The sequence below is a fragment of the Microbispora sp. NPDC049633 genome (assembly GCF_040675265.1).
GTDB lineage: Bacteria > Actinomycetota > Actinomycetes > Streptosporangiales > Streptosporangiaceae > Microbispora > Microbispora maris.
In genome coordinates, this window is sequence record NZ_JBFAOO010000022.1 from 23,339 (window position 1) to 36,861 (window position 13,523).

The 13,523-nt window shown below is 71.5% G+C and carries 14 protein-coding genes and 1 pseudogene; 3 read left to right on the top strand and 12 right to left on the bottom strand.

Annotated features, from left to right (window positions below; translation table 11 throughout):
• Positions 1-64: 64 nt before the first annotated feature.
• From AB0J39_RS08595 to leuC, 9 genes are all read right to left on the bottom strand, one after another.
• Positions 65-1,282, bottom strand: a complete 1,218-nt coding sequence (locus AB0J39_RS08595; protein WP_363462789.1) for a DUF6596 domain-containing protein — start codon at positions 1,280-1,282, stop codon at positions 65-67.
• Positions 1,279-1,650 carry a YciI family protein gene (locus AB0J39_RS08600; protein ID WP_363462790.1) on the bottom strand — a complete coding sequence of 124 codons (372 nt, stop codon included), beginning with the start codon at positions 1,648-1,650 and terminating at the stop codon, positions 1,279-1,281. Before AB0J39_RS08600 ends, AB0J39_RS08595 begins: the two co-directional genes overlap by 4 nt.
• Before the next feature lie 125 nt (positions 1,651-1,775).
• Positions 1,776-2,282 carry a hypothetical protein gene (locus AB0J39_RS08605; protein ID WP_363462791.1) on the bottom strand — a complete coding sequence of 169 codons (507 nt, stop codon included), beginning with the start codon at positions 2,280-2,282 and terminating at the stop codon, positions 1,776-1,778.
• Positions 2,210-2,662: an RNA polymerase sigma factor gene (locus AB0J39_RS08610; RefSeq protein WP_363462792.1), complete on the bottom strand. Its 453-nt coding sequence runs from the start codon at positions 2,660-2,662 to the stop codon at positions 2,210-2,212. Before AB0J39_RS08610 ends, AB0J39_RS08605 begins: the two co-directional genes overlap by 73 nt.
• A 19-nt stretch (positions 2,663-2,681) precedes the next feature.
• The gene (locus AB0J39_RS08615) at positions 2,682-4,742 is read right to left on the bottom strand and encodes a SpoIIE family protein phosphatase (protein ID WP_363462793.1); all 2,061 of its coding nucleotides are present in this window, start codon (positions 4,740-4,742) and stop codon (positions 2,682-2,684) included.
• A gap of 204 nt (positions 4,743-4,946) precedes the next feature.
• Positions 4,947-5,243, bottom strand: coding sequence for an HU family DNA-binding protein (locus AB0J39_RS08620; protein ID WP_142562214.1), 297 nt, complete (start codon positions 5,241-5,243; stop codon positions 4,947-4,949).
• 53 nt (positions 5,244-5,296) lie between these two features.
• On the bottom strand, positions 5,297-5,557 hold the full coding sequence (locus tag AB0J39_RS08625) for a hypothetical protein (RefSeq protein ID WP_079312744.1): 261 nt from the start codon (positions 5,555-5,557) through the stop codon (positions 5,297-5,299).
• On the bottom strand, positions 5,536-6,123 hold the full coding sequence (leuD, locus tag AB0J39_RS08630; protein WP_363462794.1) for a 3-isopropylmalate dehydratase small subunit: 588 nt from the start codon (positions 6,121-6,123) through the stop codon (positions 5,536-5,538). Before leuD ends, AB0J39_RS08625 begins: the two co-directional genes overlap by 22 nt.
• Positions 6,124-6,154: 31 nt before the next feature.
• Positions 6,155-7,540, bottom strand: a complete 1,386-nt coding sequence (leuC, locus tag AB0J39_RS08635) for a 3-isopropylmalate dehydratase large subunit (RefSeq protein ID WP_363462795.1) — start codon at positions 7,538-7,540, stop codon at positions 6,155-6,157.
• A gap of 139 nt (positions 7,541-7,679) precedes the next feature.
• Between leuC and AB0J39_RS08640 the strand changes: the two genes are divergently transcribed.
• The 3 genes from AB0J39_RS08640 to AB0J39_RS08650 all read left to right on the top strand — a co-directional run bounded on the left by AB0J39_RS08640 (position 7,680) and on the right by AB0J39_RS08650 (position 11,172).
• Positions 7,680-8,396 (top strand): IclR family transcriptional regulator, encoded by a 717-nt coding sequence (locus AB0J39_RS08640; protein ID WP_030506070.1) that lies wholly within the window; start codon positions 7,680-7,682, stop codon positions 8,394-8,396.
• A gap of 246 nt (positions 8,397-8,642) precedes the next feature.
• Positions 8,643-10,346, top strand: a complete 1,704-nt coding sequence (locus AB0J39_RS08645) for a hypothetical protein (RefSeq protein WP_363462796.1) — start codon at positions 8,643-8,645, stop codon at positions 10,344-10,346.
• Between the two features lie 121 nt (positions 10,347-10,467).
• Positions 10,468-11,172 carry an MgtC/SapB family protein gene (locus AB0J39_RS08650; RefSeq protein WP_363462819.1) on the top strand — a complete coding sequence of 235 codons (705 nt, stop codon included), beginning with the start codon at positions 10,468-10,470 and terminating at the stop codon, positions 11,170-11,172.
• Here the strand turns inward: AB0J39_RS08650 and AB0J39_RS08655 are convergent.
• From AB0J39_RS08655 to AB0J39_RS08665, 3 genes and pseudogenes are all read right to left on the bottom strand, one after another.
• Positions 11,169-11,558: pseudogene (locus tag AB0J39_RS08655) on the bottom strand (ester cyclase); the annotation flags it as partial. The gene AB0J39_RS08650 and the pseudogene AB0J39_RS08655 sit on opposite strands and share 4 nt — an antisense overlap.
• A 131-nt stretch (positions 11,559-11,689) precedes the next feature.
• On the bottom strand, positions 11,690-12,334 hold the full coding sequence (locus AB0J39_RS08660; protein WP_363462797.1) for a TetR/AcrR family transcriptional regulator C-terminal domain-containing protein: 645 nt from the start codon (positions 12,332-12,334) through the stop codon (positions 11,690-11,692).
• Positions 12,331-13,215: an alpha/beta hydrolase gene (locus AB0J39_RS08665; RefSeq protein WP_363462798.1), complete on the bottom strand. Its 885-nt coding sequence runs from the start codon at positions 13,213-13,215 to the stop codon at positions 12,331-12,333. The genes AB0J39_RS08660 and AB0J39_RS08665 overlap by 4 nt, the downstream gene beginning before the upstream one ends.
• Between the last annotated feature and the right edge of the window lie 308 nt (positions 13,216-13,523).

A 13,523-nucleotide genomic window follows, 5' to 3' on the forward strand; every position in this document is an offset into this window, starting at 1 on the left:
GCGCCCTGACTTCCCGGCGCCGTGCCGCGACTGGCACCCGTCACCAGCAGAAGGCCGGGCCGGGCTATGACCTGGTCCTCAGCCGACCGGCCCGGGACTCCAGATAGCGCTGCTCGGCGATGCTGGCGGTGGCCTTCGCGGCGCGCCGGTAGTGCTCGTACGCCCCGGCCGTGTCGCCGGTCTGGTCCAGCAGATGCGCGCGTACGGACAGCAGCCGGTGATGCCCGGCCATCCGCTCGTCGCCGTCCAGCGTGGACAGCAGGGCCAGCCCGGCCGCCGGGCCCTCGACCTCGGCGAGCGCGATCGCCCGGTTGAGGGTGACCATCGGGTTGGGGGCGATCCGCTCCAGGATCAGGTAAAGGGCGTGCACCTGCGGCCAGTTCGTCTCCTCGGCCGTGGCCGCGTCGGCGTGCGTGGCGGCGATGGCGGCCTGCAGCTGGTAGGGCCCCAGCGCCGGACCGGCCAGCGACGCCTTCACCAGCTCGACGCCCTCGTCGATCAGCCCGCGGTCCCACTTCGCGCGGTCCTGCTCGTCCAGCGGCACCAGGTCACCGGCCGCCGTCGTACGGGCCTGCCGGCGGGCGTGGGTCAGCAGCATCAGCGCGAGCAGCCCGGCCACCTCGCCGTCCCCGGGCAGCTGGGCGTGCACCATCCGGGTCAGCCGGATCGCCTCGTGCGCGAGGTCGGCGCGGTGCAGTTCGCGGCCCGACGAGGCGGTGTAGCCCTCGTTGAAGATCAGGTAGAGCACGTGCAGGACGACCTGGAGCCGCTCCTCGCGTTCCGCGCCGTGCGGCAGGACGAACGAGCCGCCGGCGGCCCTGACGCGCTGCTTGGCCCGGCTGATCCTGGCCGCCATCGTGGCCTCCGGCACCAGGAACGCCCGGGCGATCTCGGCGGTGGTCAGGCCGCCGACCGCCCGCAGCGTCAGGGCGGTCTGGGTGGCCGGGGTCAGCGTGGGATGGCAGCACAGGAAGAGCAGGACGAGCGTGTCGTCGGTGGCCGGCACGTCCTCCGGCCCCACGTCGGCGGCCGTCGCCGCCTCCCGCTCCCGGCGGGCGTGGTCGCTGCGCATCTGGTCGATGAGCCGCCGGGACGCGACGGTCGTCAGCCAGCCGCGCGGGTTGTCCGGCATTCCCTCGGCCGGCCACTGCACGGCGGCGGCGAGGACGGCCTCCTGCACCGCGTCCTCACAGTCCTCGAACCGGCCGTGCCGCCGTACCAGCGCGCCGAGGACCTGCGGCGTGAGCTCACGCAGCAGGTCCTCGGCGACCGGTGCCGTCATGCCTCCAATTGTCCGTCGGCGAACATGACCTGCCGCACCTCGATCCCGAGACCCTCGATCGCGGCGTCCGGGATCCGCGCCGCCAGCTCGATCGCCCGGTCCTTGTCCTCGCAGTCGATCAGATAGAAGCCGCCCAGGTACTCCTTGGACTCCAGGAAGGGTCCGTCGGTGACCACCGGCTGGCCGTTGCGCACGGACACCACCGCGGCCTGCGACGGGTCGGCCAGCGCCTGCGTGCTGATCAGCTCGCCGGACTGCTTCAGCGCCTCGATGAACCTGCCGTGCCCCTCGCCGATCGCCGCCCTCTCCTCGTCGGTCAGCGCGTCCAGCACGGCCGGGTTGATATGCATGCTGATCAGGAACTTCATCTCGTTCTCCTCCGTGGTGTGCGGACCTCCGCCGGGCCCTTCCACCGGTTGGTCGGAGCGACCTTCTTGGTCTTGACACGGATGCGCGTCAAAAAACTCCCCGCCGCTCCGACCAGCCGGCATGCTCACCCGTGGGCCGTGGTCATCTCCTTCACCGACGCCTCATCGGACTGGGCGTCCACGAGTGTGCAGGGCGCGATCGGGCTGCCCGCCTTGGCCAAGTAGGTGCCGAGCGTCCAGGCCGGCCCCGGGTGGTTGCCCGGCCGGAACTCCAGCACCAGCGTCTCTCCCGGGCGGATGTACTTGGGGGAGATCACGAAGGTGTTCCGGTCGATGGGCCGGGCGGCGTCGCGGGAGCGCCAGTTCTCCGGCTTGTCGAACTCCCTGCGCTCTTGTTCGGTCATGTTCGCGGTGTCCGGCGGGTCGTAGGCCAGGTCCGCGCCGGCGAAGCGGCCGGGAGCGCACCGCTTGCCCGCTTCGGTGAACGTCACGTCGGCCGGGATGCCGGCGGCCTCGATCTTGGCCTCCAGCTCGTCCGGCTCCCGGAACTCCTTGACCATCACCTGGATGGTGCCGTCAGCCTGCTCCACCACGGCGTACGCCGCGTTCTGCGTGCCGCCGAACAGCGGCACGGCCACCACCAGGCGGACAGGGCGAGCACCTCCCGGTCGGCCGGGCTCAGGAGGGCGAGAGCGGCGCGGATCCTCTCCGCATGGTGATCGAGGGGCGCGGGAGCCTCCTGACGCAGGGCCGATTCGTCACGCAGCCGCTCGGCCAGCGCACTGCGGCGCGACTGCCCGCGCCGGTGATTGGCCAGCACGCGGCGGGCCGCGCCGTACAGCCACAGCAGCGCCGCATCCCCGTCCGGGATGTCGTCCATTCGCCGCCACGCGGCGAGAAAGGTCTCCGCGATCACGTCGGCGACGTCGTCGACCGACTCGGTACGGCGTAGCGCGTAGCGGTGCACCGCGGGATAGCAGGCGCGGTACAGCGCCTCGAAGCGATCTCGCATGCCGGAGGGGCCCTGAAGATCACAAGGAGACGCCGGCGGGCGAGGGCACGCGCAGCGCGATCATGGCGACGTCGTCCTCTCCCGTCACCGGCATGCCGGTGAGCAGTTCGTCGCAGAACCGGTCCAGGGGTTCGCGGGCGAGCGGCTCCGCGCACCGCCGCAGCCGTTCGAGCCCGTCGCCGAGATCCTCTCCCCGCCGCTCGACGAGGCCGTCGGTGTAGAGCAGCAGGGTGCTGTGCGGCGGCAACGTCTCCACCGCGCTGGTCCACGGCCGCCCGTGACGCAGGCCGAGAAGGGGATTGCCCGCGTCCCGGAGGAAGCGGCCCTGTCCGTCGCCGGTCACCAGCAACGGCGGCGGGTGCCCGGCCGTCGAGTACACCACCCGCCACATGCCGTCTCCGGCTCTTTCGAGGCGGGTCAGGACGCAGGTCGCCGTGCTCTCGCCGTCAAGGGTCTCCAGGGCGCCGTTCAGCCGCCGCAGGACGTCGGCCGGCGACTCGAGTTCGCGGTCGACGGCGAGCGCCCGCAGCAGGTTGCGCACCTGGCTCATCGACACGGCGGCGGCGAGGTCGTGCCCGGCCACGTCTCCGATGACCAGGTTGACGGCGCCGCAGGACAGCAGGAACGCGTCGTACCAGTCCCCGCCGATCTCGGCGGCGGTCGGGCTCGCCTGGTAGCGGGCGGCGAGCTCCAGCCCGGGGACGTGGGGCGGCTCGGCCAGCAGGCTGTGCTGCAGGGCCAGCGCCACCCGCTGGGTTCGGCGGAAGTGCAGGGCCTTGCTGATCGCGTCGTGCGTGTGGTCGAGCATCTGCCGCATCAGGCGGACGTCGTCCGGCGTGATCGGCGCGCGATCCGCGCTCACGGCGGTCGCGACCACCGCCGCCACCTCGCCCTCGACGACGATCGGCAGGATGGCCATGCTGTGCGACCGGGCCTCGGCCAGCCACTCCGTGACCTTGCCGGCGCAGGGGAACGGGGGACGTCCGGGAGGGAAGGACGCGTGGACGGGGGCGCGCCGCCGTACCGCCCGGACGAAACCGCCGTCGACGGGGTGATACTCCTTACGCCGCGGCGGCGGCGCGGGCAGGCCCGGGCGCACGGCGGCGGCCACGCGCTCGGCGACGATCGGCGCGTTCGGGAGACTGCTGCTCGACTCGGGGAGCAGGTAGACGTGGCACGCGTCGGCGAGCTCCGGCACGATCACGTCGGCGATCGCCCGGCACATCTCCTCCAGGTTGGTGATGTCGGTCGCCGCCGCCGCGACCCGGTCCAGCAGCCGGCGGCGCCGCTCCTCCTGCCACTCCTGCTCGACGTCGGCGGAGGCGCCCACCCACTCCACCACCGCGCCGTTCTCGTACACGGGCACGGCCCGGAAGCGGATGTGCCGGTGGACGCCGTCGGAGCCCGCGACGCGGAAGACCTGCTCCCAGATCGGCGTCGCCAGTTCGGTGGCCCGGCCCCAGGCCTCCAGGGCCCGCTCGCGGTCCTCGGGATGCAGGGCACGCAGCCAGCCGTAACCGCGGCTCTCCTCCAACGTCTGTCCCGACAGGCGCTGCCAGCCCTGGCTCACCTCCCTGACCTCTCCCTCCGGGCCGGTCACCCACACCATCTCCGCGCCCGCCCACATCATGCTCTGGTAACGGCGCCGCAGGCGGCGTAACTCCTTGCCGACGGCGCGGACCCGCCGCCTGGCGACGACCTGCGCCGTGACCTCCTGGACCACCGCCAGCAGTCCGCGTTCGCCGCTCTGCAGGGGAATCCTGGAAAGGCTCACCCGGAAGAGGCGCTCGCGTGGCGCGGCACCGGGACGTGCCGCGGTCACGGAGACCTGGTCGGCGCACAGGGTCCGCCCGGTCGCCAGGACCTCGTCGAGGATGCCGGGAAGATCCGGACCGAGGTCGTCGCCGAAGGACTCCCGGACCGGTGCCCCGGCCGGCCGGTCCCCGAACATCGCCCTGAGGGCGTCGTTCGTGTAGAGCAGCCGGTGCTCTTCCCCCCGCGTCACCAGGATTCCGACCGGCGCCCTGTCGAACACCTCCAGCGCCACCCGGCCGGACTCACGTTTCTGGTCGACTTGCACTGCGTTGTCCCCCGGTCGAACCGTATGCACGCGATCGGTGGGTCCCCCGCATCCGCCCCCTCGACTCGCTCACTTGAGAGTACACACGTTTGCGCAGGTCAAAGGTAGGGTCCGAGCTCTCGTACGGCAGGCGGCACCGGGCCGGGAAACGACGAACGGCGCCCGGGGGCTCCGAGCGCCGTCCACTGGTACCGGTGGGGCCGGCTACTTCTTCTTGGCAGCCTTGCCACCAGCGTTGACCTGCTCCTTGAAATCCGCGCCGGGGCGGAACCTCGGCGCCCAGCTCTCCTCCACCTTGATCGGATCGCCGGTGGAAGGGTTGCGGGCCGTACGAGCCGGCTTGTGCACCATCTCGAAGGCGCCGAAGCCGGTGATCGAGACCTTGTCCCCGCTCGCGACAGCGCTCTGGATGGCGTCGAGGACGGCGTTGACGGCTTCGGTCGCCGTCTTCTTGTCACCGACGCGATCAGTGATCGCGTCGACGAGTTCTTTCTTGTTCATTTCGGTTTCCTCCCCCTTACGCGCTTGAAATTAGGGGACGAGGTCGCGGGACTTCAATCACCGGGGGGCATGTTTCGCCTGCTCGGCGTGTCGAATGTGCCGTCCAGATAGGCGATGAAGGCGTCCAGCCGGGCGGCCGCATGGGCTATGTCCCGCTTTGCCACGTCACAGATAGCAAGCAGCCGTCGCGCCAGGCGGGCCTGCTCCTCCTGTGGTAAGGCTAACGCTCTGACGCGGCGATGCGCATCACGCAGTCGCCGCGCCAGCAGCTCATCTCCGGTCTGAGGGTCGTTCAGACGGTCGTCGGCAGCCATGGCTGCCGTCCATTCTCGTACTCCTCGATGGCGTCCGCGTGACGCAGGGTCAGCCCGATGTCGTCGAGGCCCTCGATCAGCCGCCAGCGGGTGTAGTCGTCGATCTCGAACGGGACGACCAGGTCGCCCGAGCGCACCTGGCGTTCCACCAGGTCCACGGTGATCTCGGTCGTCGGGTCCGCCTCGGCCGCGTCCTGCAGCTGCTTGACGACGTCCTCGGGCAGGATGACCGGCAGCAGGCCCATCTTCGTGGAGTTGTTGCGGAAGATGTCGCCGAAGCGCGAGGCGATCACGACGCGGAAGCCGTACTGCTGCAGGGCCCAGACGGCGTGCTCACGCGAGGAGCCGGTGCCGAAGTCCGGCCCGGACACCAGGATCGTGGCGCCCTCGTACGCGGGGTCGTTGAGCACGAACGACGGATCCTCGCGCCAGGCGGCGAACAGACCCTTCTCGAAGCCCGTACGGCTGACCTGCTTGAGCCAGACCGCCGGGATGATCTGGTCGGTGTCCACGTTGCTGCGGCGCAGCGGCACGGCCCGGCCTGTGTGAGTGGTGAACGCTTCCATGATGTCTCTTCCTGGACTGAGGCGGGCGGGGTCAGAGCTCGGCGGGGGCGGTCAACCGGCCGGTCACCGCGGTCGCGGCCGCCACCTGCGGCGACACGAGATGGGTGCGCCCGCCCTTGCCCTGGCGGCCCTCGAAGTTGCGGTTGGAGGTCGAGGCGCTGCGCTCGCCCGGCTTCAGCGTGTCGGGGTTCATGCCCAGGCACATCGAGCAGCCGGCCTCGCGCCACTCGGCCCCGGCCGCCTTGAAGACCTCATGCAGGCCCTCCTCCTCGGCCGCCTTCTTGACCCCCATGGAGCCCGGGACGATCAGCGTACGGGTGACGACCTTGCGGCCCCGCAGGATCTCGGCGGCGGCGCGCAGGTCCTCGATGCGGCCGTTGGTGCAGGAGCCGACGAAGACGGTGTCCACCTGGATGTCACGCAGCGGCGTGCCCGCGGTCAGGCCCATGTACTCCAGCGCCCGCTCGGCGGCGGACCGCTCGACCGGGTCGGCGAACTGCTCGGGCGACGGCACGGCGGAGCCGAGCGGCGCGCCCTGGCCCGGGTTGGTGCCCCAGGTGACGAACGGTGTGAGGGCCGAGGCGTCGATCTCCACGACCTTGTCGAACTCGGCGTCGTCGTCGGTGCGCAGCGTCTTCCAGTACTCCACCGCGCGGTCCCAGGCCTCCCCGGTGGGCGCGTGGGGACGGCCGCGCAGGTACTCGAACGTGGTCTCGTCCGGGGCGATCATGCCCGCCCGGGCGCCTGCCTCGATCGACATGTTGCAGACGGTCATGCGGCCCTCCATGGAGAGCTTGCGCACGGCCTCGCCCCGGTACTCGACGATGTAGCCCTGGCCGCCGCCGGTGCCGATCTTCGCGATGATCGCCAGGATCAGGTCCTTGGCGGTCACGCCGACCGGCAGCTCGCCCTTGACCTCGATGGCCATCGTCTTGGGTCGGTAGGCGGGCAGCGTCTGGGTGGCCAGCACGTGCTCGACCTCGGAGGTCCCGATGCCGAACGCGATGGCGCCGAACGCCCCGTGGGTCGAGGTGTGCGAGTCGCCGCAGACGATCGTCATGCCCGGCTGGGTGAGCCCGAACTGCGGGCCGATGATGTGCACCACGCCCTGACCGGCGTCGCCCATCGGGTGCAGGCGGACGCCGAACTCCGCGGCGTTCTTGCGCAGCGTCTCGACCTGCGTGCGGGACACCGGGTCGGAGATCGGCCCGAGCACGGTCGGGACGTTGTGGTCCTCCGTCGCGATCGTGAGGTCGGGGCGGCGCACGGTGCGGCCGGCCATGCGCAGGCCGTCGAAGGCCTGCGGGCTGGTCACCTCGTGGATGAGGTGCAGGTCGATGTAGAGCAGGTCGGGCTCGCCGTCGGCACGGCGTACGACGTGCTGCTCCCAGACTTTCTCAGCCAGTGTGCGACCCATGGTTTGTGACGCCTCCTCGCGTTCAGACCCCCGGTCGTGTCTCTCATGATGAGACGGAGATATCGGGATATGGACACTGTATATGGTGAATCCCAACATTGCGTTTGCATCTCGTATGGCGAGACGGCAGTATCGGGGTATGGACAACTCTAGCGGGGTCGGAGTACTCGACAAGGCGGTTCTCGTACTCAACGCCCTGGAGGCGGGCCCCGCTTCCCTGGCACAGCTCGTCCAGGCGACCGGCCTGGCCAGGCCGACGGCGCACCGGCTGGCCGTCGCGCTGGAGCACCACCGCATCGTCTCCCGCGACACGCAGGGCCGGTTCATCCTCGGCCCCCGCCTGTCGGAACTGTCCACGGCGGCGGGCGAGGACCGGCTGCTGGCCGTCGCCGGGCCGGTGCTCACCCACCTTCGCGACCTCACCGGGGAGAGCGCTCAACTTTACCGGCGCCAGGGCGACGAGCGGGTCTGCGTGGCCGCCGCCGAGCGCGCCAGCGGGCTGCGCGACACCGTCCCCGTCGGTTCCGCGCTGCCGATGACCGCGGGGTCCGCCGCGCAGATCCTGCTCGCCTGGGAGGAGCCGGACCGGCTGCACCGCGGCCTGCGCGGCGCCAAGTTCACCGCCGCCACGCTCGCGAGCGTACGCAGGAGGGGCTGGGCCCACAGCGTGGGCGAGCGCGAGCAGGGCGTGGCGAGCGTCTCCGCGCCCATCCGCGGCGCCGGCGGCAAGGTGATCGCCGCGGTCTCCGTGTCGGGCCCCATAGAGCGGCTCACCCGTACGCCCGGCCGGATGCACGCCGCCCCCGTCGTCGCCGCCGCCGAGCGGATAACCGAAGCCATGCGGCGCGCGAACTGACTGGAGTGCGGTGTCCCGATAGCCCTGGCGCCCCTCCCGCCGATCTCTGCCCCGTCGCGGGCCCAGAGCGGCACCTCGCCGCGTTGTCGCCCCACCCACGAAGATTCCTGGCAAGCTCAGAATCTCCGCGGGGCCCGGGAAGATCACTCGTAGGCTCCGCTACGAGCTCCGCCGCCTTGCGATGCACCACTCTGGACACCGCTCCTTCCGGGCAAATCCTGGCGGTCGCGGCACTAGGCTGGCGGGGTGACAGACCGCATCGAGGCAGCCGCCGCTGAACTGCGTCCCCTGCTCCAAGAATTCATCCTCTGGGCGCCGGACAACGCACCCGGCAGCGACCCCGATCTCGTGGGACCCGTCGCCCTGTGGCACCGCCTGATCGCCCGCGCCGACGTCGGACTGTGGAAGCGCGGCGACCTGCGCACGGTCCTGCTGGAGCGCATGCCCCAGGTGGTCGAGGACCCCGACGCCGCGGCCGACGGCATGATCCCCGCGGTCCGGGCGTACCTGACGTTCCTGTCGTCCACCGGCCGGCTCTCGCCGGGCTCGGACTCCCTGGAGACCCTGCTCGCCGAGCTGGACGAGGTCGAGGACGACTTCGTGGACGCGATGGAGGACACCATCGCCGAGCGCGACTGGGACGAGGAGGAGGACGAGCTCGACGAGGGCGAGTCCGACGAGGGCCTCGGCGACTTCGAGCCGTTCGCCGACGAGATCGGCGCCCTGCCCACGATCCGGCTGCGGCCCGACACCGAGCTGGCCGAGGCCGCCCGCCGGGTGACGCTCATCGCGCAGGCCCGCGACCTGGCGCTGTGGGTCGGCACCGGCCGCAAGGTGGGCGAGGAGACCCTGCTCACCGACAGCGAGGTGGACGAGGCGGTGCGCGCCGTCGGCCTGCCCGACGCGCGCAACATCTGGAACCTGTGGAACCTCGCGATCGACCTGGAGTTCCTCGCCCCCGACGGCGACGACACGGTCAGCGTGGACTCCGACACCGAAGCCTGGCCCTTCGAGGACGACGACGACGTCCTGGACGCCTGGATGCTCGGCCTCCACTCACTCGACTACGGCGACCCGGAACTCGACGACGACGACCTCACACTTGCCCTGTCCGGCCTCACCCGCGCGCTGCTGATCCGCGTGCTGCTGGCCGGCGGCACGCGGCGGGTGCCGGAGCTGCGCGAGGAGCTGGCCGAGGCCGCGGCGGAGTACGACGACCTGGGCGCCGACGCCTGGGCCGCGGCCGGCGACCCGCTCGCCCCCGTGCTCGCCTGGCTGACCGGATACGGCATGGCCACCGTCGAGGGAGACGCGGTGACCCTGACGCCGCTCGGCGCGGAGGGCCTCGTCCACCTGCTGGACGACGAGGACATCGAGATCGACGCCCGGCCCGCCATCGACGCCATGACCGCGCTCGACCTGCTGTCGTTCAGCGCCGACATGTCCGAGGAGGAGGCCGACGAGGAGTTCGCCGCCTGGCTCGCGCTGCGCGACCCGGCGCGGGCCGCCTCCGAGCTGCTCGAAGCCGCCGCCGAGGAGGAGTCCGACGCCCTCGTCAGGGTGCAGGCCGCCAGCCTGGTGGGCTCGCTGGGCGAGGCCGCCGTCCCGGCCTGGCAGGAGGCGCTGAAGGAGCCCTCGCTGCGGCCGTACGCCGCGACGCACCTGACCCAGATGGACGTCGAGGACGCGCCGGAGCCGACCCAGGCGGACACGCACTGGCTCATCCTCGACATGTGGACGATCTCCGCCGGGCTCGGCCGGCCGGAGTTCGTGTCCAGCCTGCACGACATCGGCCCGGCCCAGACGCTCATCGGGCTGCTGGACGTGATCTGGAAGGTCCACCACCCCCACATCGAGGAACTGCTCGACCTCATCGGCGAGACCCACCCGGACAAGCAGGTGGTCAAGGCCGCCAAGCGGGCGCTGTTCAAGGCGCGGTCGGGACGCTAGCGGTCCCCCGCCCGGGCCGGGACGGTGGTGTCCGTCCCGGCCTCGCCGCCACCGCGGTCACGACAGGATGACCGGCCCGGGCGTACGGACTTAGTCTGGTCGCGTGACGCCGACCTCACTCATGGTGAGCCCTGTGGCGTGGTGGCAGCCGGCCGTGGACCTCGCCATCGCGCTCGTGCTGTCGGCGGCCATCGGACTGGAGCGGGAGATCCGGCAGAAGAGCGCTGGGTTACGCACGCACACGCTCGTGGGGTTCGGCGCCGCGCTGTTCATGCTCGTTTCCAAGTACGGCTTCTCCGACGTCCTCGGCGACTCCGTGGCGCTCGATCCGTCCCGGGTGGCCGCCCAGATCGTCTCCGGCATCGGCTTCATCGGCGGCGGGCTGATCTTCGTACGCCGTGACGCGGTCAAGGGGCTGACCACGGCCGCCGCCGTGTGGCTCACCGCCGGAGTCGGCATGGCCGCGGGGGCGGGCCTGTGGCTGCTGGCCGTCGTGGCCACGGTGGGGAACTTCGTCGTGATGCTGGGGCTCACCCCGCTGGCGGCCCGGCTCCCCCGCTCGAAGCACGCGCAGTCGCGGCTGCGCCTGTCGTACCTGGACGGCCGGGGCGTGCTGCGCCAGGCCCTGGCCGAGTGCACGGGCCGCCGTTTCGTGGTCGACGAACTGTCGCTCGATCAGCCCGGCCGGAGCCGGGACACCGGCACGGTCACGGTCACCCTGCTGCTCCACGGCCCCGGTTCGATCGGGGACCTCACGGGCAGGCTGGCCGAGATAGAGGGCGTGCTCACCATCTCCTGCGACGACGCCGACGCCCAGCACTTCTAGGCGGCGGGCGGCGGGTAGAGCCCGAGCTGCGCGAGCAGCTCCAACTGGTCGAAGTAGACCTGGTAGCTGATCACGAGCCCGTTCTCGAGCGTAAGGACTTCGCAGCAGCGTAGATAGATGCGCCGCCCGGTGGCCTGCACCTCCTCGCCGTCCGGCAGCAGCAGGGGGCCCTTGTGCGTGCCGGTGAGTGTGACCTCGTTCACCGCGCAGTCGCCGACATCGATCGTGCGCCAGACCGACCGGCGGTGGTCCGGAAAGGCGGTGAAGTACCGCATCAGGACCGAAGCGGTCTCCTCACGTCCGTCCGCCGTGCCCTCGGGGCTGACGAGAGCGCACCCAGGGGCGAACAGCAGCATCGCACCGGCCACGTCATGGGCGTCGAAAGCAACGCCCCATCTGGTCCATGACCTCCCGTGCCCGCGTCATCGCGTTCACCACCCTCGTACGCTTACTTCCCAGCGTAGGCGCGGCATGTGCGCGCCCTCCACAGCGTCAGAGCGGAGCGACCGCCGGCGGGTCAGCGGGCAAGACGCTCGAAGCCGTCCAGCAGGGCCGTCAGGCCCGTTTCGAAGTGGTCGCCGCGCCCGGCCCCGTCCGCGCCCAGCGCGAGGAGGTTGTAGCCGGCAGAGCCCGGAGCGGGCTTCCTGCTGCGCCGCAGCCCGCCCAGCTGTGCGGCGGTGAGGGCGAGCACGTGCCCCACGGTGAACTCCTGGACGCACCGGACCGCCTGGACCGCCAGCACCGGAGTGAAGCCCGCGTCGCACAGGACGGCGACGGCACGGTCGCCGCACGAGATGGCCGCCGCCGACCGTACGGGCCGGGTCGCGAAGATCGTCACGGCGTGCGGGTGCCGCAACAGGGCGTGCCGCATCCGGAGGGCCGTCTCCGTCGTCAGCTCGCGCCACGACGCCTCCCACGGCAGGGAGTCCACGTCGAGCTCGTCGAACAGCGCCTCCGCGACGCCGTCGAACAGCGCCTCTTGATCGGAGAAGTAGCGGTAGACGGCCATGGCGTCGACGCCGAGCTCGGCGCCGAGCTTGCGCATCGAGAACTTGTCCAGTCCCGCCCGGTCGATGAGGGCGAGCGCGACGGCGACGATGTAGGCGTGGCTCAGGGTCGGCCGCACCGGCCTGCCCTCCACCGTGCCGCCCGTGTCGGTCATGGGGAAAACCCGTCCAGGATCTCGGTCAGCGTGCGGACGAACTCGTCGGGCCTCTCCTGGTAGGAGACGTGCCCGCCCGGGAACTCCTCGCATCGTACGCCGACCAGCTCGCCGAGGACCTGCGCGGGCCGATGGTAGGGGCGTCCCACGCTGTCCCGTCCGGTGGCCGCGCACCAGGGCACCTGAGCCCGGCGCAACGCGGCCAGGTCGGGTTCGTACTCGTCCACGAACGCGGGCAGCTCCACCCGCAGCAGCCGCCGGGTGTTGCCGAGGAGACGCACCATGCCGCCGGGCTCCCCGCCCCGCACCCGCCGTACGACCGGCAGGACGGCCATGCCCACCCGAAGGGCCCCGGCGGCGACGAGCCGGCCCGCCGGGGACAGGAGGAACGCGGGCGCCCGGGGCATGGTCATGGTCGCGAAGGCCACCCAGCCGCGCATAAGGCCCTTGCGGGCGACGCGCTGGAGCCGGCGCATGCTCTCGCTCTCCGGGCCGCCCGGGATGATCTGTACGAGCGGCGGCTCGTGGACGACGGCCCCGAGCAGCCGGTCCGCGTGCCTCGCCACCATCTCCACAGTGATGATCGCTCCGCCGCTGCTGCCGAAGACGTACGCGCGCTCGACGCCGTAGTGGCCGAGCACGGCGACGGCGTCGTCCGCCTGCTCGGCCACCGAGGTGGGCGCGGCGGGATCGGCGAGCCGGCTGCGCGAGTTGCCCCGCCGGTCGTAGGTGATGACGGTGAAACGGCGGGACAGTGGCGCGACGACCGCCTCGTACATGCCGGCGTCGCCTCCCCCTCCCGGCACGAGCAGAAGAGCCGGCCCCTCCCCCGCGCTTTCGGTGTACAGCCTGGCACCCGGCACGGATACGAACTCCCGCATCTCGCCCTCTCTTGTCTACATCGTAGATATTGTCTACAACGTAGACAGGTGGGAGGCGCCCGTCCAGGGAGTCGGATGCGAGCGAGAGGGACTGTTCAGCGGATTCACGCCCGCGCAGCGGGCCATGAACAGGGCGCGGCGTCCCGTAACGGCGAAAACCCCCGGCACGGGGAGTGCCGAGGGTCCTCGATGATGTAGCCCCAACCGGATTCACGCCCGCGCAGCGGGCCATGAACAGGGCGCGGCGTCCCGTAACGGCGAAAACCCCCGGCACGGGGAGTGCCGAGGGTCCTCGATGATGTAGCCCC